Below are 20,948 nucleotides of genomic sequence, written 5' to 3'. Positions count from 1 at the left end.
ACTTCAACCGGAGGCAAGCAGCATGACCATCAACGTACTTCCTGAGCCACGCACATCGGCCTCTGCATCGGCTTTCGCACGCATGCTCCCCGGCCTGGCCCTGAGCGGCGCCTTGGCTGCCACCGGTATCGCGCTGGGCCGCATCGCCTGGCTGCAGGACCATGGCTTCAGTGCGCTGACGCTGGCCATCGTGCTGGGCATGATCGTGGGCAACACGGTTTACCCGTGGGCCCCGCGCTGGGCGGTAGCCAGCGGCGCCGGCGTCAACTTCTCCAAGCAGAACCTGCTTCGCCTGGGCGTGGTGCTGTACGGCCTGCGGCTCACCGTGCAGGACATTGACCATGTTGGCATAGCTGGTGTCGCCATCGACACAATGATATTGGGCTCGACCTTCGCACTGGCCTGCCTCATCGGCACGCGCTGGCTGGGCCTGGAGCGCAAGACGGCGATGCTGATCGGCGCTGGCAGTGCCATCTGCGGCGCTGCTGCGGTGATGGCCGCCGAGCCGGTGGTCGAGGCGCGCGCCGAGCAGGTCACGGTGGCGGTGGCCACGGTGGTGGTGTTCGGCACGCTGGCGATCTTCCTGTACCCGGCGCTGTTCGAGCTGAACCGGCACTGGGCGCTGATCCCCGGCGGCGCCAACGGGTTCGGCATCTACGTCGGATCGACCATCCACGAGGTGGCCCAGGTGGTGGCCGCAGCACGTTCGGTGGGCCCGGACGCAGCCAACTCGGCCGTCATCGCGAAGATGGTTCGAGTAATGATGCTGGCGCCGTTCCTGGTGATGCTGTCGGCTTGGCTGGCGCGCGACAGCACCCTGCAAGCCCTGGTGGAGGCAGAGCATGCTCACGCCAAGGGTCAACTCGCTGTGCCCTGGTTCGCCTTCGGCTTCGTCGCGGTTGTGTTGCTCAATTCGCTGCAATGGCTGCCGGCGTCGGTGGTGGCAGTGACGATCGAGATTGACACCGCGCTGCTGGCGATGGCGATGGCTGCGCTCGGCCTGGCCACGCACATCGGCGCCATTCGCAAGGCCGGGGCCAAGCCGCTGCTGCTGGCGTTGATCTTGTTCGGCTGGCTCATCGTCGGAGGCGCGCTCATCAACCGCTGGGTGCCGGCCCTGCTGGGCTGAAGCCTCGAATTCACGGCCCAGGGCCCTGACCCTAAATTTCTTTGCACGCTCTGGAATAGACCGCATGCCGACGCCGTCTGCTCTTTTGTCGGGACCTATCGGACCCTTCGTCCAGCACTCACCCCCCTTCACTTCACACCAACCCTTCATCGGAGCCCACAATGTTCAAGACTTTCGCTTTCGCCGCCACCGCCCTGACGCTCGCCTCCGGCAGCGCCTTCGCCGCCCCCAGCGACGACGCCCGCACGCACTTCCAGGCCATCGCCTCGGGCGACACCCAGATCGTCATGCGTGCCTATGCCGACCAGGCCCAGCTGAACTGGGTAGGCGGCCCACTCGACGGCACCTATGCCACCACCGATGCCATTCGCGGCACCTGGGAGAAGTTCGGCAAGGCCGTCGGCCCACTGAAGCTCACAGTCGGCCAGATTGAAGAATCGGCCAACCCCAAGGGCGCCACCGTCTCGGCCAACGTCGTCTTCGAAGGCAAGATGCCCATCAAGGTGCGCTACGTGCTGACGTTCCGTGAAGGCAAGATCGTCAGTGAAACCTGGCAGATCGACCCCAAGCTGGCGGTGGCTGCGGCTTACTGAACGGCACGCAGCGTGGCTACTCTCCACCAGACCCTAAAGGACAACCCCATGAAGCACCTTTCGACTCTGGCCGCGCTGCTGATCACAGCGGCTTCCTTCGCGGCACCACTCACCGGCGCTATGGCTGCCGACGCGCCGGCCAAGCTCGCCAACGGCGCGCTGGTCGACGCCAAGGGCATGACGCTCTACACCTTCGACAAGGACGTGGCAGGCAGCGGCAAAAGCACCTGCAACGGCGGCTGCGCCGCGCTGTGGCCGCCCGCGATGGCCGCCGCCAGCGACCAACCCGCCGGTGCATACACGATCGTCATGCGCGACGACGGTGCGCGCCAGTGGGCCTACAAGGGCAAGCCGGTGTACACCTACCAGGCCGACCAGAAGCCCGGCGACCGCGCCGGCGACAACTTCAAAGACGTCTGGCACATCATCAAGGAATGACATTTGCTGTCGACTTCCGTCCAGACCCTCAGGCCACGACCCCCCGATGCAAGACGACGCAAGCCTGCTGAGCTGGGTGCCGCGCCTGCGCCGCTATTCGCGCGCACTGGTGAACAACCGTGACGACGCCGACGATTTGGTGCAGGACACGCTGGAGCGGGCCTGGGCCAAGTCGAACCTGTGGGGCGGCGTGGCCGACATGCGCGCCTGGCTCTTCAGCATCATGCACAACCTGCACGTCGATGGCGTGCGCCGTCCCAGGCTGCACACCGTGACCATGGACGACGACACGCCCGAAGTGCCGGTGGCGCCGACACAAACCGACAGGCTGGCTGTACTGGATCTGCAGGCTGCACTGGACTTGCTGCCCGTCGAGCAGAAGGAAGTGCTTCTTCTGGTGACGCTGGAAGACATGGCCTATGCCGATGCGGCGCAGGCCCTGGGTATCCCCATCGGCACCGTGATGTCGCGCCTGTCGCGAGGCCGTGAGCGCCTGCGCGGCCTGATGGAAGGCCGCGCAGAACCGGTGCGGCTGAAAGTCGTCAAATGAATGTATTGCGAAGCAACCCATGAATACCGACCGTCCGCCACCGTCCATTCCCCCGGTCACCGAGGCCGACCTGCATGCGTTCGTTGATGGCCGCCTGCCCGCTGAGCGCCAGGTCGAGATCGCCGCTTATCTGGCCGCACGCCCTGAAGACGCGCAGCGCTTGGAGGCCTACCGGGCGCATAAGCGCGAACTGCACGCCTTGTTCGATCCCGTGCTGGATGAACAGCCGCCGCAGCGCCTGCTGAAATCGGCGCGCCCGCGCGCCGTGCCGCAGACGCCTTGGTACCTCCAGCGCCTGGCCGCTGGGATCGCCATCGCCGTCATCAGCGGCGCCACAGGCTGGGGCTTGCGGGGCGGCCTGCCCGCGGGGGGCGACGATGCCGGCCGCATGGCCGCCGCGGCACCCGCCGAGCGCGGCCTGACGCTGGCGTCAGCGGGCGGCTTCGCGCAGCGCGCGGCGGTGGCTCACGCGGTATACAGTCCCGACCCGCGCCGCCCGGTCGAGGTGGACGCGGCGCACGAAGACCAGCTCGTGGCCTGGCTGTCCAAGCGCATGGGCGCGCCGATGAAGCCGCCGTACCTGCAGGCCCAGGGCTATACGCTGGAAGGCGGGCGCCTGTTGCCGGGCGGCCAGGGGCCGGTGGCGCAGTTCATGTACCGCAACGAGCTCGGCAGCAAACTGACGCTGTACGTATCCAACGATGTCGCCGACGTGGGCAGTGCCGCGGGGCCGGACAAGGCACTGCAGGCCAGCGTGAAGAACACAGACACGGCCTTCCGCTTCGCACGCGAAGGTGTGGTCAATGTCTTCTACTGGGTCGACGGTCCCTTCGGCTACGCCCTGTCGTCCGACGCCGACCGCAGCGTGCTGGCGCAGGTGTCGGCCGAGGTCTATCGGCAACTTGGCACCCCGCGCTGAAGGCCAGGGCGGCGTCGGCGCGACGCGCTGTCGGCATGCCCAGGGAATGAAACGGCCCGAGCCGCGCTCTTGACCTGAAGCAAGCGCTGGGCAGTGGTTCATCGGCGGCTCCCGGCCCACGACCCAAGCGATCACTCTCCACACCAACTCAGAAAGCACACATGACCACCCAACGCCGCGACATTCTCAAGTACACCCTGGCCGCCGCGGCAGCCAGCGCGCTGCCCGCAGCACATGCCCAGGCCCCGTCCGGCGCTTCAGCGGGAGCCGCAGCCACCGGCATCGACCCGCGCGACCGCGTCTTCATCACCAATGAAGACTCCAACACGCTGGTCGTCATCGATCCGAAGACGAACACCGTCGAGAGCACGATCAACCTGACCAGCTTCGACGAAGACCCGCGGCCTCCATTTCGCTACGTCACCGCCGGCGTGGCGCCGACACACGCGGCGATGATCCACAAGCCGCTGTACCACGGCTGCATCGACGCCCACGGCGCGGTGCCGTCGCCCGACGGCCGGCTGCTGGCCACCAGCGGGCGCGGCTCCAGCAACATTTATCTGATCGACGCCGAGCAGCGCCGCGTGATCGGCAACACACCCAACCCTGCGTCTGGGCCCACCACCAACCCCGAGCGCCTGAGTAGTGGCCTGCTGCTGGGCCGCGAACCGCACGAGCCCACTTTCACGCGCAACGGCCGCGAGCTGTGGGTCACGCTGCGCGGTGAAGACCGTATTGCCATCGTCGGCGTCGATCGTGCCGTTCGCCAGCTCAAGGGGGCCGACAGCCCGGGCTCCAGCGCGGTTCGCCAATACCTGCCCACACTGAGCGGCCCGGCGCAGGTGTGGTTCAACCGTGAGGGTACGTTGGCCTTTGTGGCCAGCCAGAAGGTGTCGAAGATCGACGTGTTCCGCGTCAACCCCGGCGCGGATGGCCACAGCCAACCGCAGCGGCTGACCACGCTGGACATCAGCGCACAGGACAAACCCGGCTTCACGCCCTTCACGAAGACCACACCCGACGGTGCCGAGGTGTGGTTCTCGCACAAGCTGGCTGATGCGGTGTCTTGCCGCTCGACGCAGGGTGGCTTCGACCTGATCGACACCGTGCCACTCGGCATGGGCGCTCGGCCCAACCACGTTGAGTTCGTGCGCAATGCGCGCGGCAGCGTGGTCTATGCCAGCCTGGCGCGCATCGACGATGGTGGCCCCGGCGGCGTGGCGTCGAGCCCGATCGCCATCATCGACCGCAGCGCTCCGGGCGGACAGCGCAAGGTGGTGGGCACCTTCTCCAGCCGTGGCCGCGAGTCGCACGGGTTGTGGACCAACCCCGAGAACACGCTGCTGTATGTGGCCCACGAACAGGACGAGCTGCCCGGCACGCCCAACGCGGGCCAGACCGTGTGCAGTGCATTTGATGTGAGCGACCCGCTGCGCCCGACCTTCATTGCGCAGATCCCCCTGGGCAATCTGACGCTGCCCTCTGGCGCGCTGCGCAACAAAAAGAGCATCAACCTCGTCTACGTGCGTGTGGGCGAGAAGGGCCAGACGGCATGAGCGGCGCGCACACCAGCCACGGCGCCAGCGCCGCGCACACCAGCGCATTCCAGCGGGATATGGACGAATCGATGGCCCGCATGATGCAGGCCATGCACAGCCCGGGCTACGCAGGCCAGGCCGACCAGGACTTTCTGGCGATGATGATTCCGCACCACGCCGGCGCTGTGGACATGGCGCGGCTGGTGTTGCAGCATGGGCGCGATCCTGTCACCCGGCAGTTGGCCGAGGAAATCATTGCCGGGCAGACGGTGGAGATCCAGAGCATGCAACGCCGACTGCACACCCTGCAGCAGCGCACAGCCAAAGGTGCGGAAGCGGAATTTCCGTCGCTGGGTGGGACGCGGGGGCCTTGATCGACAGCCCTAGGGAAAGTACCAATGAGCGCCACGGAATGAACCAAGCCATGCAGCGCTCTTGATCACCATGCTGTTCCAGTCTGCCGAGTCCCGCTATAACCAATGGGTGCGTGAGCACTACCGTTTTTTGCTGCGCAGTGCGTGGGCGCTCACTGGTTCGCGCGCCATTGCCGAAGACGTGGTGCAAGACTGTTTTGCCAACGCCTGGAAGCACCGGGAGCAACTGCGCGACGCTGCGCTGGCACGGGCTTGGCTCTTTCAGATCATGCGCCGCGCCGCCTTTCGCCAGGCCGCACCCAGCATGCAGTCGCTGGACGATGAAGAGCAGCCCGAGCAAGCGGCGCCCGACGCGGGGCTGGACGACAAACTCGATGTCGTCAAGGCGCTCGCGCGCCTGGCGCCCATCCACCGCGAGGTGCTGGTGCTGTTTTATTTCGACGACATGCCCACCGCCCAGATGGCCGAGGCGCTGGAGATCGCGCCCGGCACGGTGTTGTCGCGCCTAGCCCGTGCGCGCGACGCTTTGAAGCTGGCCATGGGGGTACCTGCGACACCCAAGGCCGATGTCAACGTTACCCCGTTTCGCAGGACCAAGACATGAGCCCCGATACCGACGCGCCTTTCCTGCCCGACAGCGAATTCGATTTGCGCGCGCGCGCCGAGTTGGCGATCGCCTTCGAGGCCAGCGACGCACCGGCACACCTGTACCGAAAGCCGCAGCCGCTGCTGGCGCGACGCGGCTTGCAGCGTTTTCTGGCTGCGCTTTTGCTGGCCGGTGGCACCAGCGGCGGGGTGCTCGCCGTGCGACCGCCAGCGATGGTGCGCGACGCGATCGACCACGAATACCACGAGCGCAGCTTGCGGGGCAGTTTCATGGAGCAGCGCCAGTTGCTCATGCACCTGGGCATGCGGGACGCCAACGTGGTGCCCGGGTTTCCCCAACTCATGCGGCCATGCGATATCGAAGGTCACCTCGCTTACCACCTCACCACGTTCTTCGAGAAGGGCGGCATGGTGACGGTGTATGCCTTTGACCAGTCTGTGGACCTGCGCGAGGCCAGCGGCTGGTGGAGCAACGTGCACTGGAAGGTGATCCGCTCGCGCGAGGGCAAGCCCTTGTTGCTGGTGGCCCAGAAAAAGAAGGCACTGGCGGTCGCGCAGACGGCACTGCAGGCACCTCCCGTGTCCGGGCCAGGCTGAGGCACCGCGTCCCTGTCAACGAATCAACCGCTCACCCCTTTCACCCCAACCGGCGCACGACGCCCAACCACCGGAGACCCCAGAAATGAACCAACAACCCACCTCGCTCCCCCGGCGCCACCTGCTGGCCGGCAGCGGCGCTGCTTTGGCTGCCGTTGGTCTGGCCAGCTTTGGCCGCACCGCAGCCGCTGCTGGTGAGACCGCGCCCGTCGCCTTGGCCGGTGCTGCCAAGCCTCTGCCAGCGTACGTGGGCTGGAAGGACCCGGCCAGCCTGATCGTGCACAGCAGCACCACCATTGAGACCAAGCGCAGTGTGTTCGGCACCAGCGTAATCACGCCGTCCGAGCAGCTCTACATCCGCAACAACCTGCCCGCGCCCGACGCCTCGATCCTGGGCAACCGCGATGCCTGGGAGATCAACATCGAGGGGGTGAAGAACCCGCGCAAACTCACGCTGGGCGACCTCAAGCGCATAGGCATCGAGACCACGGCGATGGTGTTGCAATGCTCTGGCAACGGACGCGGCTACTTCCCCAACAAGCCCAGTGGAACGCCTTGGCAAGTGGGCGCAGCAGGCTGTGTGGTGTGGAGCGGTGTGCCGGTGCGCTGGGTGGTGGATGCCCTGGGCGGCGTGGAGGCCGGCATGGCCTACCTCACCGGCACAGGCGGCGAAAAACTCCCCGATGGACTGGACCCCAAGAGCGTGATCGTGGAACGCTCGGTGCCTGCTGCCGCACTCGCCGATGCCCTGCTGGCCTGGGAAATGAACGGTGTGCCGATTTCGCTGGCCCACGGCGGCCCACTGCGCTTGATCGTGCCGGGTTACACGGGCGTGAACAACATCAAGTACGTCAAACGCCTGGCCTTCACCGCTCAGGAGACCGACGCACGCATCATGTCGCACGGCTACCGCATTTCACCGCCCGGCGCGAAGGGCGACCCGTCGCAGCCATCGGTGCAGGAAATGACGGTGAAGTCGTGGATCAACGGTCCCGGCACGGACGGCGCCCCGCTTAAAGCGGGTGACACACAGATCCATGGCGTGGCGTTTGGCGGCATGAACGCGGTGGCCAAGGTCGAGGTTTCTCTGGACGGCGGAAAAACCTGGCAGCTCGCGCGCATGGTGGGGCCCGACCTCGGCCGCTTTGCGTGGCGGCAGTTTGTTTTTGCGGCGCGCCTGCCGGCGGGCCAGTTCACCCTGGCGAGCCGAGCCACCGACACCGCAGGCAACGTGCAGCCCGAACAACGCATGGAAAACGCGGGCGGCTACAACAACACCAGCTGGGCCGACCACGCCGTGAAAGTGAGCGTGGCATGAAGCGCACAATCCAAAAACACGCGTTGGTCGCTGCCCTGTGGTCGTTGGCATTCACAGTGCTGCCCGTGCACGCCGCCGACGATGCCGCGCAACTTCAACAAGGCAAGGTGTTGTTCGGCCAAGGCGCGGTGCCTGCCTGCGCCCTGTGCCATGCGCTCAAGGACGCGGGAGCCGAAGGCGCCGTGGGCCCCAGCCTGGACGAGCTCAAGCCCGATGCCAAGCGCGTGGCCACCGCGCTGCGCAACGGCATTGGGCAGATGCCGTCCTACAACGGCAAACTCAGTGATGCGCAAATTGCCGCCCTGGCGGCCTACGTGGCCAAGGCTTCGGGTGGATCAAAGTGATGGCTGGTTGGCCACAGCGCTGTTGCGCCAACTGACAAAAAGGACGGGATCACCTGCAAACAGCGATCCCGACTGAGTGGCTGACCCAGGGCGGGTCAGCCACTCACCATCACTTGCCTGGTTTGATGTCGGGGACCACCATCCAGCCAGCCCCCATCATCACAACCGCCGGGAACTTCTCGCCGGCCTAAGTCTTGCCCAGCATGGCCTTGTGCTCGCGGTAAGCCATCAACGCTGGCGACACGCCCAGGTGATTGATCGCACCATGCTTGATGCTGCTGCAGTCTTGCTCGTCGAGCTTGCAGATCTCTGCACGCTGTTGTCAACTCTCTAGCAATGTCAACTGCGCGCCTGAAACCTGTCTCTGCGCATTACCACGATGCATGAATAGGAGTGATCGCAATCCGGCACGCCAAGGGCATTCACGTTGAAAACTCGAACGGCAGCAACCGCTGCGTAGCAGTCGCTCTATATGCCACTGTCCAATTCGGCCTGCGCAAAGCACCACAGCCGAACTCTCCGGGAACGAGCACACGCTAGCCGGCTTAAGGTCGAGGAAGGGTGTACTGGTCGCGCTACCCCACTAGCGCCCTCACAAGTCCTGCTGTTTGAATCCCAAAGACTAGGTGTCATTAAACTATTCAATAATCGTTGTATCATTGATTTATGAATGAACAAGCCGTTGTCCGCTCGCTCGCAGCCCTTGCGCAAGAGGTGCGCCTCCGTGTATTTCGTGCACTCATAGTCGCGGGGGAGGTAGGTCTCACCCCTGGGGCGATCTCCGAGCAGCTGGGCGTTGCTTCCAACACCCTGTCGTTCCACCTCAAAGAGTTGTCCCACGCTGGCTTAGTGAGCCAGGAGCGCCAGGGCCGCAACCTGGTCTATCGCGCCTCGTTTCAAACCATGAACGATCTGCTGGCCTATCTGACAGAAAACTGCTGCCAAGGTGCGGCATGCCTCACCGAAGAGGCCACGTCCTGCGACTGCTGAGTGATTCGCAGTGACGCGATTCATCACTTAAGCGCCCGTGCGCACGTGCCCCCATTCACCCATCTCACCGCCGTCAACCCTGGAGTTCACTATGAGCGATACCCCGCACCCCTTGAATGTTCTCTTTCTTTGCACGCACAACTCAGCACGCAGCATCCTGGCCGAAGCACTGCTCAATGACATGGGTAAGGGCCGGTTCAAGGCCTACTCCGCAGGCAGCAGCCCGCGCAACAACCAGCAACCCAATCCGCTGGGCCTGCAAGTGCTACAGAACGCAGGCATTTCCACTGAAGGACTACGCAGCAAGAGCTGGGATGAATTCGCTGCACCCGGCGCTCCTCAGATGGATCTGATCATCACCGTATGCGACAACGCTGCGGGCGAGGTCTGCCCGATCTGGCCAGGTCACCCCGCCACGGCCCACTGGGGTTACGCAGACCCAAGCGAGGGCGATGCCCCCGAAGCACAGAAGCTTGAAGCCTTCCGCCAGACGCTGCACGCCATTAAACGCCGTCTGGAGCTGCTGGTGAACCTACCTGGTGACAAGCTGGACAAGGCACGAATGCAGGGTACGGCCCGCGAACTGTCCGCCCAATGAATCCCCGTGTCTGCGCTTCAGCGCACACGACCTCAACCCATAGCGCCCCAGCACGATGTTCACGGCTATCCTGATCTTTGTTTTCACCCTGGTTCTGGTCATCTGGCAGCCACGCGGCCTTGGTATCGGCTGGAGTGCTTCTCTGGGCGCTACCATCGCGCTGCTACTGGGGGTTGTGCACCTGACAGACATTCCGGTGGTCTGGCACATCGTGTGGAACGCCACGGCCACCTTTGTCGCGGTGATCATCATCAGTCTGCTGCTGGATGAAGCCGGATTCTTTGAATGGGCGGCGCTGCACTTCGCTCGCTGGGGCGGCGGTCGAGGCCCCAAGCTGTTTGCCTTATTCGTAATTCTGGGGGCCGCAGTGTCGGCCCTGTTTGCCAACGATGGAGCCGCGCTGATCCTTACGCCCATCGTAATGGCGATGCTGGTGGCTTTGGGTTTCTCGCCGGCAACCACCCTGGCTTTTGTCATGGCCGCAGGCTTCATTGCCGACACGGCCAGCCTGCCGCTAATCGTGTCCAATTTGGTCAACATCGTCTCGGCCGATTTCTTCAAGATCGGTTTCAACGAGTACGCCTCGGTCATGGTTCCCGTGAACATCGCCTCAGTATTGGCCAGCCTGGTCGTGTTGATGCTGTTTTTTCGACGTGATATTCCGGCAACCTACGACTTGGGCCAGCTAAAACAACCCACAGATGCCATCAAGGACCCGGCCACGTTTCGCGCTGGCTGGGTGGTACTTGTCCTGCTACTGGTTGGCTTCTTCGGCCTGGAGCCCTTGGGTGTTCCAGTCAGCGCTGTTGCGGCAGTGGGCGCGGTGGTCTTGCTCGCAGTGGCAGGTCGTGGCTCGGTGATCAGCACCAAGAAGGTGCTGTATGGCGCCCCCTGGCAGATCGTGGTCTTCTCGCTAGGCATGTATCTAGTGGTCTATGGTCTGCGCAATGCAGGCCTGACGGGCTACTTGGCGGCGATGCTGGACCGTTTCGCGCTGGGAGGGGTCTGGGGCGCAGCCTTGGGGACTGGCCTGCTGTCGGCCTTACTCTCGTCGGTGATGAACAACATGCCGACCGTGCTGGTGGGCGCGCTATCCATCGACGCCTCCAGCGCCAGTGGCGTCGTCAAAGAAGCCATGGTCTACGCGAACGTGATCGGCTGTGACCTGGGACCCAAGATCACACCCATCGGTAGCTTGGCCACTCTGCTGTGGCTGCATGTGCTCGCCAAGAAGGGCACCACGATTGGCTGGGGCTACTACTTCAAAGTCGGCACCCTGTTGACCGTGCCCGTACTGCTTGTCACCCTTGCTGCCCTGGCACTGCGCCTGAGCCTTTTCGCCTGACGTTTCCTTTTTGTACTGAACTGGCATGAGCACAATCACCATTTACCACAACCCCGCCTGCGGCACGTCCCGCAACGTGCTGGCCCTGATTCGCAACAGCGGGGAAGAACCCACGGTGATCGAATATCTAAAGACACCGCTCGAGCGGGCCACGCTGGAGCGCTTGCTGGTGGCCATGGACACGCCCGTACGCGAAATCCTTCGGCAAAAAGGCACGCCATTCGATGAGCTCGGCCTGGCCGACCCCAAGTGGACCGACCAGCAGTTGATCGACTTCATGCTCCAGCGCCCGATCTTGATCAACCGCCCCATCGTGGTGACCCCTCTAGGGACTCGTCTGTGCCGCCCCTCCGAGGCCGTGTTGGATATCCTCCCGCACCCCCAACAGGGCGCGTTCACGAAAGAAGACGGCGAAGCCGTCATTGACGCGAAAGGACACCGTGTCGCAAAGCACTGATTTGCCGAACGTCGACATCCAGTCGTTCGATGTGCCGGTTCTGGCACGACTGATGCCTGCAGCGCGGGCTACACATGCCCCACGTATCTTGCTGCTCTATGGCTCAGTGCGGGAGCGCTCGTACAGCCGATTGCTTACGGAAGAAGCTGCGAGGCTGCTGCGCTCCCTGGGTGCTGAAACACGCATCTTCGATCCGCGCGGCTTGCCGCTGCCCGACTCGGAGCCTGACACCCATCCCAAGGTGATGGAGTTGCGAGAGCTCGCCCAATGGTCCGAGGGCATGGTGTGGACCTCCCCCGAGCGACATGGCGCGATGACCGGCATCCTGAAGATGCAAATCGACTGGATACCCCTGTCTGTGGGCGCGGTGCGGCCTACCCAAGGCAAGACGCTGGCGGTGATGGAGGTGTCGGGTGGCTCGCAGTCGTTTAATGCGGTCAACCAGATGCGGGTGCTGGGCCGATGGATGCGGATGATCACCATCCCCAACCAGTCATCGGTCGCCAAGGCTTTTCTCGAATTCGACGAGAGCGGTCGCATGAAGCCATCGAGCTATTACGAGCGCGTGGTGGATGTAATGGAGGAACTGGTGAAATTCACGCTTCTCACGCGCGACTGCGCCGACTACTTGGTGGATCGGTACAGCGAGCGCCGCGAGAGTGCGGAAGCGCTTTCAAAGCGGGTGAATCAACGCAGCATTTGATCTGGCCTCGGGCCAGATAGTTGCTATTGACAACAATTTGGGCGACGTTTAAGCTTCACCCAATTAGTTGCTATGCACATCTAAATGACGTCCGCCAATTCCGGGAATCTGTTGCGCGAGGTCTCGCGCATGTACACCAGGGCGCAGCGCGTGGTGGTCGAATGCAACAGCACGACCAACACCCAATGCCATTTGCTCACTGAACTCGGGCGCTCGGGCACTTTGCCGTTGTCGGAGTTGGGAACGCGGGTCAGTCTGGAAAAAAGCTGGGTGTCGCGTGCCGTCGAAGCGCTGGCCGCACGGGGCCTGGTCGTCAAGGAACCAAATCCCGCTGACGCCCGGAGCTGGCTGGTGACCCTCACCAAAGAAGGCGTGCAGACCGTCAATGAACTAAATGCCACGCTTGACGCACATGCAGCGCAACTGCTGGCCTGCTTGAGCGAGCGGGACCGCGCCACCGTCGAGAAATCCCTTTCGCTGCTGCTCAAGGCGCTAAGGCAGGACCAGTCCGGTGCTTGTTGCGCCTTGCCTAGCGCGCCCAAGAGCGCCGGCCCCTGCTGTTAGCGGCGCACCACCCCTTTCTTTCTCGCAACCAACCGACCGTCACATGACCATTCGCACAGCTACTTCAGCAGATGCTGCAGCCATTGCTGCCATCTACGCACCCATCGTGCAGGCCACGAGCATCTCGTTCGAGACGGAGGCGCCGAGTGTCGAGCAGATGCGCGAGCGCATTGTCAAGACCTTGCAAGACCTGCCCTGGCTTGTCAGCGAGGACGCTCAGGGAAGGGTCAACGGCTACGTGTATGCCAGTAAGCATCGCGAGCGCGCAGCCTACCAATGGTCGGTGGATACCACGGCATACATACGGGAGGATGCACGCGGCCAGGGCATCGGCAAGGAGCTCTACGGCGAACTCAAGCGCATCCTCGTCGAGCTGGGCTACTGCCAGGCGTTCGCCGGCATTGCCTTGCCCAACGAAGCCAGCGTGGCGCTGCACGAGTCTGTCGGCTTCGAGGCCCTGGGTGTCTACCGCAACGTGGGGTTCAAGCACGGACAGTGGCATGACGTGAGCTGGTGGCAGTGCACCCTGCAGGCTTCGGCAGAACCCAGGCCACTGCAGGCATTCGACGCCTTCGGCGGCCACGCAGGCGGGCTTTCCGCCTGAGTAGGAGGATCGCCACATGCCTGTATTTCTGTCCCGCTATCTCGTTGTGCTGGTCGCTGCGGCCAGCGTTGGTGCGTTCGCCTACGTTCAGAGCGCTGCCGGCCCACTGGAACTCGTGGTGTTGCTCGCCTCGGCCATGACACTGCTGATGGCCAGCGTGCTGGAGCGCTACTTTCCCTATCGAGCAGCCTGGAACCGATCCATGGGAGATGGTGTAACTGACTGGGCCAGCGCTGCCACCATGGTTTCCGTGGTGGAGCCGATGCTCAAGCTGTTGGGCGCTCTGGCCATGCTGGCGGTGTATGGGCACAGCGGGGTCGACAACGCGGGTGGGCTGCAGAGCCTGCCGTTTGTGCTCCAGGTTCTTCTCGCCGCGCTTCTGATCGAGTTCGGGAAATACTGGTCGCACCGCCTTCACCACAAGGTACGGTCTCTGTGTTGGCTCCACGCGATGCACCACAGCAGCGAGCGCTTGTACGCTCTCAACAACCTGCGTTTCCACCCACTCAACTACATCGTCAATTTCGCCGTATCAATGCTCCCGGCGATGCTGCTTGGCTTTTCTGCAGAGACCATCCTTGCCTATCTCGCGGTGTCGCAGCCGGTGCTGATGCTCCAGCACGCCAACCTCGACTTGCGCAGCGGTTGGGCCAACTACGTCTTCAGTACCAACGAGCTGCACCGTTGGCACCACTCCACGGAAAGCGCCGAGGCTGAGGCGAACTTCGGCAGTGCGTTCATCCTCTGGGATCAGGTCTTCGGCACCTTCAGCTACCTGCCAGGGCAAAACGATCCAGCACAGGTCGGACTGTTTGCATCCACCACAGACTACCCAGCACATGCGGGCTACTGGACGCAGCTCAAGTCCATGCTCTCACCAGAGTGCTGCCGAGGCTGAGGCGGTAGCGTGACTGGCAAACGCGTCATAGCGCTTGACAAACGTCGACCGGCGGGAGATCATTCGTAAAAATACGAATTAAGCGCCCTATGTCTTGTTGCCCTGACGATGAAGAAGGTGGACTGGTCGTGCTGGACGACGGACGCACGACAGAGTTGGCAATGCTCTTCAAGGCGCTGGCCCATCCGGCCCGCATCCAGCTGCTATGCCATTTGTCGAGCTACGGTCAGTGCTACTTTGGAAGCCTCGCGGATGTGGTGGGTCTAGCACCGTCAACCACTTCACAGCATGTGAAGGTCCTCAAGGAGGCTGGTTTGATCCTGGGGTCGGCGGAAGAACAGCGGACCTGCTATTGCATCAATCCGGCGCGGCTTGAAGAACTCAAGCAGCTGGTTCAGTCGCTGTAGTGGAGAGGCGAAAGCTTCTCTTTTTTCCCACATTATTCGTTAATCTACGAATCACGAAGGAGATGAGAATGAGTGTTCCCTTATCGCAAGCTTCCTCAGTCGCTGTGATCGGTGCAGGGCCTGTCGGACTGGCTGCTGCAGCTCACCTGATTCGCCGAGGTATCGGCGTAGTGGTGTTCGAGGCAGGGCTTGGCGTCGCCAGTCATCTGGAGTCCGGCAACGCCAGCAGGCTTTCCCGCTCGGCGGCGGACAGGATGGAACGACGTGGCATATTTACTGATCCGTTCTCAAGTATTGATACAGGGTTTCGCGACTGATTCCGAATTCACGAGCAAGCTTGGTCTTTTGCTCGCCAGCCTCGACACGTTGGCGCAGTTCGGCAATACGCTCAGACGACAGGGATTTCTTCCTGCCACGGTAAGCCCCGCGTTGCTTGGCGAGCGCAATACCCTCGCGCTGACGCTCGCGGATCAGGGCGCGCTCGAACTCGGCGAACGCGCCCATCACCGAGAGCATCAGGTTCGCCATCGGAGAGTCTTCGCCAGTAAAACTGAGGTGTTCCTTGACGAATTCGATATGCACGCCGCGTTGTGTCAGCGTTTGCACGATCCGGCGCAAATCATCGAGATTGCGCGCCAGGCGATCCATGCTATGCACCACCACGGTGTCGCCGGTGCGGGCGAAGCTTATCAGCGCTTCCAGTTGCGGACGCTTGACATCCTTGCCGGATGCCTTGTCGCTAAAAGCGCGATCAACCTTGACGCCTTCCAGTTGCCGTTCCGGGTTCTGGTCGAAGGTGCTGACCCTGATATACCCAATGCGCTGTCCAGTCATGGAATTCCCTGCAAAATGTCAGGGAAGACTCTATGACCTTCAACGAGATATGTCAATAAATTCAAAATTCAATCCTATCCTGACGCAATTTACACATGGCATCTGACATCAGGTTAGGGTATGCCTCAACCTGACGGCGGCGAATCACAAGCGTCCGGTTTGACGCTGGTTTCGGTCGCAGTGCTGGCCCGCGCCTGGAAGCGCTGATAGCACTCCAGCCCGCAGAAATGCTCCACGTACTCGGCCCCTTCCGGCGTGAAGGCGGCATCGAGCGGGATTTCCTTGCAGCACACGCAGCAACTGGTGCTCGGTTCATTGGCGTTCATGGTGGTGTTCCTCCATTGGTTGACGAAGCCGACGAAGGCCGCCGCCGGCATCGGCCTGGCGAACAGGAAACCCTGCACCGTGTCGCAACCCGCCTGCCGCAACCACGCAAGGCAGTCGGGTGTTTCCACACCCTCGGCTACCACCTCCATGCCCAGCCCGTGCGCGAGCTGGATCACCGCCCGCACGATAGTTTGGTCACGGGCATCATCCGGGAGCCTGGCGACAAAGGATTGGTCGATTTTCAATGTGGTGATGGGGCAGCATTTCAGATGTTGCAGGCAGGAATAGCCGGTGCCGAAGTCGTCGGCGGCGAAGCGCACGCCGATGGCGCGCAAGGCGTCGAAACTGGCGAACAGGGCTGGATTGCCGAATGCGACCGATTCGGTCAGTTCGATCTCCAGAAGCTCGGCGGGCAGGGCCATATCGGCCAGCACCCGCTTTACCTCGTCGTCGAACGTTGGCCCAACCTGGCTGGCGGACACATTGACGGCAAGACGGAACGGTTGCCATGCCGGTCCTTGCCACTTGTGCATCTGGCGACAGGCCTCGCCCAGCACCCACGCGCCTATTTCCGGCATCAGGCCGAACGACTCGGCCAGCGGCAGGAACTGGCCGGGCGGCAACAGGCCAAGCCTCGGATGCCGCCAGCGCATCAACGCTTCCGCGCCAGCGATCCGGTGATCGCGCAGATCGACCAGCGGCTGGTAATGCAGGTCAAGCTGTCCGCGCGCCGCCGCCTGCGCCAACTCGGCCGCCGTCCATCCGGCGGGCTGCGAACTCGTCATGATCCGCCCCGGAAGGCGCGCAGCAGCCGCGTTACGGCCAGAACGAACAAGCCGGTCAGCGCGAGCGCGGCAACACCCCAATGCTCGCCAAGGAAGGCACCGGCGGTCGTCCCGGCCAGCACGGCGGCGAGAATCGGCAGATGGCAGGGGCAGGTCAACACGGCCAGCGCACCCCACAGGTAGCCGGAAACGGGTTGGCGCGTCTCGGGCGGCAGTTTGTCAGGGGCGTTCACGGCAATGCCTCCTCGTGCGCCCGCTCGGCTGGCATGGAGGCCAGTTGCGCGTCCAGATGGGCCAACGCCGCGCGCCGCCGCTCGACCAACTGGCGCAGCACGGCAAGCTGCGCTGCGGCTTGTGCGCCGTCCGCTGCGTCGAGCGCACGGCACAGCCGCGCCAGGGCATCCAGGCCGATACCCGCCTCGAAGGCCGCGCGCACGAAGCACAGCCGTTGCAAGGCCGCATCGTCGAACACGCCGTAGCCGCCCGTGGTGCAGGCCACCGGCCGTAACAAGCCGCGCACCAGGTAGTCGCGCACGATATGTACGCTCACCCCAGCGTTATGGGCCAGTTGCGATACCGTGTAGGCGCTCATCGCACACCTCCTTGTCCTCACCCGGCGCAGCAGGAAAGCTGCTTCACATCCTTGTTGAAGGTCTGCGCCGCGAGCTTCAACCCTTCGACCATCGTCAGGTAGGGGAACAACTGGTCGGCCAGTTCCTGCACCGTCATCCGGTTGCGAATCGCCAGTGCGGCCGTCTGGATCAGTTCGCCCGCTTCCGGGGCCACTGCCTGCACGCCGATCAGTCGTCCGCTGCCTTCTTCAACCACCAGTTTGATGAAGCCGCGCGTGTCGAAGTTGGCGAGCGCGCGCGGCACGTTGTCCAGCGTTAGCGTGCGACTATCAGTTTTGATGCCGTCATGGTGCGCTTCCGCCTCGCTGTAGCCTACGGTCGCCACTTGCGGGTCGGTGAACACCACGGCCGGCATCGCGGTCAGGTTCAGGGCCGCGTCACCGCCGGTCATGTTGATCGCGGCGCGAGTGCCGGCCGCTGCCGCCACATAGACGAACTGCGGCTGGTCGGTGCAGTCGCCTGCGGCGTAGATGTGTTCCACGCTTGTACGCATGCCGGGGTCGATGACGATAGCGCCTTGCGGGGTGAGCGTGACGCCCGTCGCATCCAGTGCCAGCTTGCGTGTGTTGGGCGCGCGGCCGGTGGCGACCAGCAGCTTGTCGGCGCGCAGTTCGCCGTGCGCCGTGGTGAGCACGAATTCGCCGTCCCCTTCACCATTGATATACGCGACCTGGCTGGCCTGGGTGTGTTCCCTCACCTCGATGCCCTCCATGCGGAATGCGGCCGTGACGGCTTCGCCTATAGCTGGGTCTTCGCGGAAGAACAGCGTGCTGCGAGCCAGGATCGTCACCTTCGCTCCGAGTCGGGCGAACGCCTGCGCCAGCTCCAGCGCCACCACTGATGAGCCAATCACGGCCAGGCGCTTAGGAATCGTCTCGCTGACCAGCGCTTCAGTGGAAGTCCAGTACGGAGTGTCTTTCAGGCCGGGAATCGGCGGCACGGCCGGGCTCGCGCCGGTGGCGATCAGGCAGCGGTCGAATGCCACCACGCGCTCGCCGCCGTCGTTGAGTTGCACGATCAGGTTGCGATTGTCCTTAAAGCGGGCGGAGCCGTGCAGCACAGTGATCGCCGGATTGCCCTCCAAGATGCCTTCGTACTTGGCGTGGCGCAGTTCATCGACGCGGGCCTGCTGCTGGGCCAGCAGCGCCGTGCGCTGGATGGTCGGCGTGGTAGCGGCGATGCCGCCATCGAACGGGCTTTCCCGGCGCAGATGGGCGATATGGGCGGCGCGGATCATGATCTTGGACGGCACACAACCGACATTGACGCAGGTGCCGCCGATGGTGCCGCGCTCGATCAGCGTGACACGTGCGCCTTGCTCGACGGCCTTCAGCGCCGCTGCCATCGCGGCCCCGCCGCTGCCGATGACGGCGATATGCAATGCGCCGCTGCTACCCGTCTTGTCGTTTCTGCCCAGCAGATCGCGCATCTTGTCGAGCAATCCGCCCGGCGTCGAAACTGAGGGGGCATCGGCCAGCGTGGCCCGATAACCGAGTCCAGCTACAGCGGCCGTCAGCGCGTCGGGTGACGTGCCGACCTCAATGGCGAGCTTGGCGCTGCCCTTGGCGTAGGAGACATCCGCTGATTGCACGCCGGGCACTTTCTCCAGGGCGTCCTTGACATGCACTGCGCACGAGTCGCAAGTCATGCCGGTGATTTTGAGAGTGCTCATACCATCGTTCCTTATTCGTGTGGGCCGCCGTGTCGCACGGTCAGCCGTCTTTCACAAGCGCTTGGCGGGGAGTTCGCAGCCGTCCGGTCCGCAACGGCGATGCGCCGGCGACACGAAGTCCCAGATCGACACCCCAATCATCAAGGCCAGGCCGACGTACATCAGGTTCGCCGTCCACCAGTTGCCGAGCAGCCAGACCGTGGCCGCAAACACGATGGCCGGGCCGATCATGCCGAGCAGACTGCGCAGCCATTGCCGATGACTGAACCAACCCAGCGCGTTCGCCAGGAAGGCCAGCGCGGCAAACAGCGGCAGCAGGCGGCTGATGAACAGTCCCTCGTACTGGCTCAAGAAGCCCAGCCCGATGGCCGCGCCGAAGCTGGCGAGGGCTGGAAAGCAGGCGGCGCAGCCCATCGCGGAAACGACGCTGCCGAGCGCGCCGGTTTTATCGGCAATGCGTGTCATCAGTCCCATGAAGCGGCTCTCGCTGTTGTCGTTGGCTTGCTGGCTCACTGCTTGACGCTGGACGGATAGCCGGCGTCTGCGGTGGCCTTGGTCAGCTTCTGTACGCTGGCCTTGGTGTCGTCAAAAGTGACGACGGCCTCGCGCTTCTCGAAGCCCACATCGACCTTGCTCACGCCTTCGACCTTGGAGAGCGCTTTCTTGACTGTGATCGGGCAGGCGGCGCAAGTCATGCCGGGAACCGCTAGCGTGACGGTCTGGGTAGCGGCCCACACCGGGGCAACAGCGGCGGCGAGGGCAAGGGAGGCAAACAGTTTCTTCATGATGAACTCCTGGTTAATAGAAAAATGGAACGACATAGGGAAATCCAAGCGCGACCAGGACCAGCACGGCCACGATCCAGAAAATCAGCTTGTAGGTGGCGCGCACCTGCGGAATCGCGCAGACCTCACCTGGCTTGCATGCCTGCACGGGCCGGTAAATCCGCTTCCAGGCGAAGAACAGCGCCACTAGCGCCGCGCCGATGAACAACGGTCGATAGGGTTCCAGCACCGTCAGGTTGCCGATCCAAGCACCGGAGAAGCCCAGGGCGACCAGTACTAGCGGCCCCAGGCAGCAGGTCGATGCAAGAATGGCGGCCAGCCCGCCGGCGAAGAGCGCACCGCGCCCGTTTTGTGGTTCAGACATACGTTGGCCCTTTTGAATTTGGATTGGATAGCGTAACCTTACTTCCGTACTCATGTACGGAGTCAAGCGATATGGAAAATAATTTGGAAAACCTGACCATTGGCGTTTTTGCCAAGGCGGCCGGGGTCAACGTGGAGACAATCCGCTTCTATCAGCGCAAGGGCCTGTTGCCGGAACCGGACAAGCCTTACGGCAGCATCCGCCGCTATGGGGAGGCGGACGTGGTTCGGGTGAAATTCGTGAAATCGGCACAGCGGCTGGGGTTCAGTCTGGACGAGATTGCCGAGCTGTTGCGGCTCGACGATGGCACCCACTGCGAGGAGGCCAGCAGCCTGGCCGAACACAAGCTCAAGGACGTGCGCGAGAAGATGGCCGACTTGGCGCGCATGGAAACCGTGCTGTCTGAACTCGTGTGCGCCTGCCATGCACGAAAGGGGAATGTTTCCTGCCCGTTGATCGCGTCACTACAGGGCGAAGCAGGCCTGGCAAGGTCAGCTATGCCTTAGCGTGCTTTATTTTCCGTTTTCTGAGGTGCCCCCAAGCTCAAAACAGTCGGGCGAGAGCAGGCAGACTTCCT

Annotated in this window: 29 protein-coding genes and 1 pseudogene; 22 read left to right on the top strand and 8 right to left on the bottom strand. The window is 63.4% G+C overall.

Translation table 11 applies throughout. The features are described 5' to 3' along the window. Positions 1-22 precede the first annotated feature (22 nt). The 21 genes and pseudogenes from ACSQ3Q_RS26130 to ACSQ3Q_RS26030 all read left to right on the top strand — a co-directional run. The gene (locus ACSQ3Q_RS26130) at positions 23-1,129 is read left to right on the top strand and encodes a YeiH family protein (protein ID WP_436137372.1); all 1,107 of its coding nucleotides are present in this window, start codon (positions 23-25) and stop codon (positions 1,127-1,129) included. 161 nt (positions 1,130-1,290) lie between these two features. Next, positions 1,291-1,722 (top strand): nuclear transport factor 2 family protein, encoded by a 432-nt coding sequence (locus tag ACSQ3Q_RS26125; RefSeq protein ID WP_008904227.1) that lies wholly within the window; start codon positions 1,291-1,293, stop codon positions 1,720-1,722. 120 nt (positions 1,723-1,842) lie between these two features. Next, the gene (locus ACSQ3Q_RS26120) at positions 1,843-2,160 is read left to right on the top strand and encodes a COG4315 family predicted lipoprotein (protein WP_231624607.1); all 318 of its coding nucleotides are present in this window, start codon (positions 1,843-1,845) and stop codon (positions 2,158-2,160) included. 46 nt (positions 2,161-2,206) lie between these two features. Further along, positions 2,207-2,710, top strand: coding sequence for an RNA polymerase sigma factor (locus ACSQ3Q_RS26115; RefSeq protein ID WP_436137371.1), 504 nt, complete (start codon positions 2,207-2,209; stop codon positions 2,708-2,710). A 19-nt stretch (positions 2,711-2,729) separates the two neighbouring features. After that, the gene (locus tag ACSQ3Q_RS26110) at positions 2,730-3,629 is read left to right on the top strand and encodes an anti-sigma factor family protein (protein ID WP_108322911.1); all 900 of its coding nucleotides are present in this window, start codon (positions 2,730-2,732) and stop codon (positions 3,627-3,629) included. A gap of 161 nt (positions 3,630-3,790) precedes the next feature. Next, positions 3,791-5,185, top strand: coding sequence for a beta-propeller fold lactonase family protein (locus ACSQ3Q_RS26105; RefSeq protein ID WP_436137370.1), 1,395 nt, complete (start codon positions 3,791-3,793; stop codon positions 5,183-5,185). Then, positions 5,182-5,541 carry a DUF305 domain-containing protein gene (locus tag ACSQ3Q_RS26100; protein WP_008904210.1) on the top strand — a complete coding sequence of 120 codons (360 nt, stop codon included), beginning with the start codon at positions 5,182-5,184 and terminating at the stop codon, positions 5,539-5,541. The genes ACSQ3Q_RS26105 and ACSQ3Q_RS26100 overlap by 4 nt, the downstream gene beginning before the upstream one ends. Positions 5,542-5,611: 70 nt before the next feature. Further along, positions 5,612-6,145, top strand: a complete 534-nt coding sequence (locus tag ACSQ3Q_RS26095) for an RNA polymerase sigma factor (RefSeq protein WP_050813810.1) — start codon at positions 5,612-5,614, stop codon at positions 6,143-6,145. Next, complete coding sequence (locus tag ACSQ3Q_RS26090) at positions 6,142-6,744, top strand: hypothetical protein (protein WP_066787015.1); 603 nt, start codon at positions 6,142-6,144, stop codon at positions 6,742-6,744. The genes ACSQ3Q_RS26095 and ACSQ3Q_RS26090 overlap by 4 nt, the downstream gene beginning before the upstream one ends. A gap of 85 nt (positions 6,745-6,829) precedes the next feature. Next, positions 6,830-8,062 carry a sulfite oxidase gene (locus ACSQ3Q_RS26085; protein WP_041484972.1) on the top strand — a complete coding sequence of 411 codons (1,233 nt, stop codon included), beginning with the start codon at positions 6,830-6,832 and terminating at the stop codon, positions 8,060-8,062. Next, a complete protein-coding gene (locus ACSQ3Q_RS26080; RefSeq protein WP_008904214.1) occupies positions 8,059-8,406 on the top strand; it encodes a c-type cytochrome in 348 nt (115 codons plus the stop codon). Before ACSQ3Q_RS26085 ends, ACSQ3Q_RS26080 begins: the two co-directional genes overlap by 4 nt. A 666-nt stretch (positions 8,407-9,072) precedes the next feature. Continuing rightward, complete coding sequence (locus tag ACSQ3Q_RS26075) at positions 9,073-9,396, top strand: ArsR/SmtB family transcription factor (RefSeq protein ID WP_436137369.1); 324 nt, start codon at positions 9,073-9,075, stop codon at positions 9,394-9,396. 91 nt (positions 9,397-9,487) lie between these two features. Next, the gene (locus ACSQ3Q_RS26070; RefSeq protein ID WP_436137368.1) at positions 9,488-9,994 is read left to right on the top strand and encodes an arsenate reductase ArsC; all 507 of its coding nucleotides are present in this window, start codon (positions 9,488-9,490) and stop codon (positions 9,992-9,994) included. A 55-nt stretch (positions 9,995-10,049) separates the two neighbouring features. After that, a complete protein-coding gene (locus ACSQ3Q_RS26065) occupies positions 10,050-11,339 on the top strand; it encodes an arsenic transporter (protein ID WP_436137367.1) in 1,290 nt (429 codons plus the stop codon). A gap of 25 nt (positions 11,340-11,364) precedes the next feature. Further along, positions 11,365-11,796, top strand: a complete 432-nt coding sequence (gene arsC / locus ACSQ3Q_RS26060) for an arsenate reductase (glutaredoxin) (RefSeq protein ID WP_436137366.1) — start codon at positions 11,365-11,367, stop codon at positions 11,794-11,796. Next, positions 11,780-12,499 (top strand): arsenical resistance protein ArsH, encoded by a 720-nt coding sequence (gene arsH / locus ACSQ3Q_RS26055; protein ID WP_436137365.1) that lies wholly within the window; start codon positions 11,780-11,782, stop codon positions 12,497-12,499. The genes arsC and arsH overlap by 17 nt, the downstream gene beginning before the upstream one ends. 111 nt (positions 12,500-12,610) lie before the next feature. Continuing rightward, positions 12,611-13,063, top strand: coding sequence for a MarR family winged helix-turn-helix transcriptional regulator (locus ACSQ3Q_RS26050; protein WP_436137364.1), 453 nt, complete (start codon positions 12,611-12,613; stop codon positions 13,061-13,063). 43 nt (positions 13,064-13,106) lie between these two features. Further along, a complete protein-coding gene (locus ACSQ3Q_RS26045) occupies positions 13,107-13,667 on the top strand; it encodes an arsinothricin resistance N-acetyltransferase ArsN1 family B (protein WP_436137363.1) in 561 nt (186 codons plus the stop codon). A 16-nt stretch (positions 13,668-13,683) separates the two neighbouring features. Beyond that, positions 13,684-14,565, top strand: coding sequence for a sterol desaturase family protein (locus ACSQ3Q_RS26040; protein ID WP_436137362.1), 882 nt, complete (start codon positions 13,684-13,686; stop codon positions 14,563-14,565). An 89-nt stretch (positions 14,566-14,654) separates the two neighbouring features. Then, a complete protein-coding gene (locus ACSQ3Q_RS26035) occupies positions 14,655-14,972 on the top strand; it encodes an ArsR/SmtB family transcription factor (protein ID WP_436137361.1) in 318 nt (105 codons plus the stop codon). A gap of 62 nt (positions 14,973-15,034) precedes the next feature. Further along, a pseudogene (locus ACSQ3Q_RS26030) lies at positions 15,035-15,163 on the top strand (NAD(P)-binding protein); the annotation flags it as partial. 82 nt (positions 15,164-15,245) lie between these two features. Here the strand turns inward: ACSQ3Q_RS26030 and ACSQ3Q_RS26025 are convergent. The 8 genes from ACSQ3Q_RS26025 to ACSQ3Q_RS25990 all read right to left on the bottom strand — a co-directional run bounded on the left by ACSQ3Q_RS26025 (position 15,246) and on the right by ACSQ3Q_RS25990 (position 20,371). Then, the gene (locus ACSQ3Q_RS26025; protein ID WP_000147567.1) at positions 15,246-15,806 is read right to left on the bottom strand and encodes a recombinase family protein; all 561 of its coding nucleotides are present in this window, start codon (positions 15,804-15,806) and stop codon (positions 15,246-15,248) included. Between the two features lie 125 nt (positions 15,807-15,931). Then, on the bottom strand, positions 15,932-16,918 hold the full coding sequence (locus ACSQ3Q_RS26020; RefSeq protein WP_016240397.1) for a DUF3330 domain-containing protein: 987 nt from the start codon (positions 16,916-16,918) through the stop codon (positions 15,932-15,934). Further along, the gene (gene merE / locus ACSQ3Q_RS26015) at positions 16,915-17,151 is read right to left on the bottom strand and encodes a broad-spectrum mercury transporter MerE (protein WP_000993386.1); all 237 of its coding nucleotides are present in this window, start codon (positions 17,149-17,151) and stop codon (positions 16,915-16,917) included. The genes ACSQ3Q_RS26020 and merE overlap by 4 nt, the downstream gene beginning before the upstream one ends. After that, positions 17,148-17,510, bottom strand: coding sequence for a mercury resistance co-regulator MerD (gene merD / locus ACSQ3Q_RS26010; RefSeq protein ID WP_001277456.1), 363 nt, complete (start codon positions 17,508-17,510; stop codon positions 17,148-17,150). The genes merE and merD overlap by 4 nt, the downstream gene beginning before the upstream one ends. A 17-nt stretch (positions 17,511-17,527) precedes the next feature. Then, positions 17,528-19,222: a mercury(II) reductase gene (gene merA / locus ACSQ3Q_RS26005; protein WP_000105636.1), complete on the bottom strand. Its 1,695-nt coding sequence runs from the start codon at positions 19,220-19,222 to the stop codon at positions 17,528-17,530. Between the two features lie 51 nt (positions 19,223-19,273). Then, on the bottom strand, positions 19,274-19,735 hold the full coding sequence (gene merC, locus ACSQ3Q_RS26000) for an organomercurial transporter MerC (protein WP_000082530.1): 462 nt from the start codon (positions 19,733-19,735) through the stop codon (positions 19,274-19,276). Beyond that, on the bottom strand, positions 19,732-20,007 hold the full coding sequence (gene merP, locus ACSQ3Q_RS25995; protein WP_000732292.1) for a mercury resistance system periplasmic binding protein MerP: 276 nt from the start codon (positions 20,005-20,007) through the stop codon (positions 19,732-19,734). The genes merC and merP overlap by 4 nt, the downstream gene beginning before the upstream one ends. A gap of 13 nt (positions 20,008-20,020) precedes the next feature. After that, positions 20,021-20,371 carry a mercuric transport protein MerT gene (locus ACSQ3Q_RS25990; RefSeq protein ID WP_001294663.1) on the bottom strand — a complete coding sequence of 117 codons (351 nt, stop codon included), beginning with the start codon at positions 20,369-20,371 and terminating at the stop codon, positions 20,021-20,023. Between the two features lie 71 nt (positions 20,372-20,442). Between ACSQ3Q_RS25990 and merR the strand changes: the two genes are divergently transcribed. Further along, positions 20,443-20,877 (top strand): Hg(II)-responsive transcriptional regulator, encoded by a 435-nt coding sequence (merR, locus tag ACSQ3Q_RS25985; RefSeq protein WP_005303925.1) that lies wholly within the window; start codon positions 20,443-20,445, stop codon positions 20,875-20,877. Positions 20,878-20,948: the final 71 nt, after the last annotated feature.

This window comes from Acidovorax sp. LjRoot129, assembly GCF_964253765.1.
In the GTDB taxonomy this organism is placed as follows: domain Bacteria; phylum Pseudomonadota; class Gammaproteobacteria; order Burkholderiales; family Burkholderiaceae_C; genus Acidovorax.
This window is presented reverse-complemented; position numbering and strand designations above follow the sequence as displayed.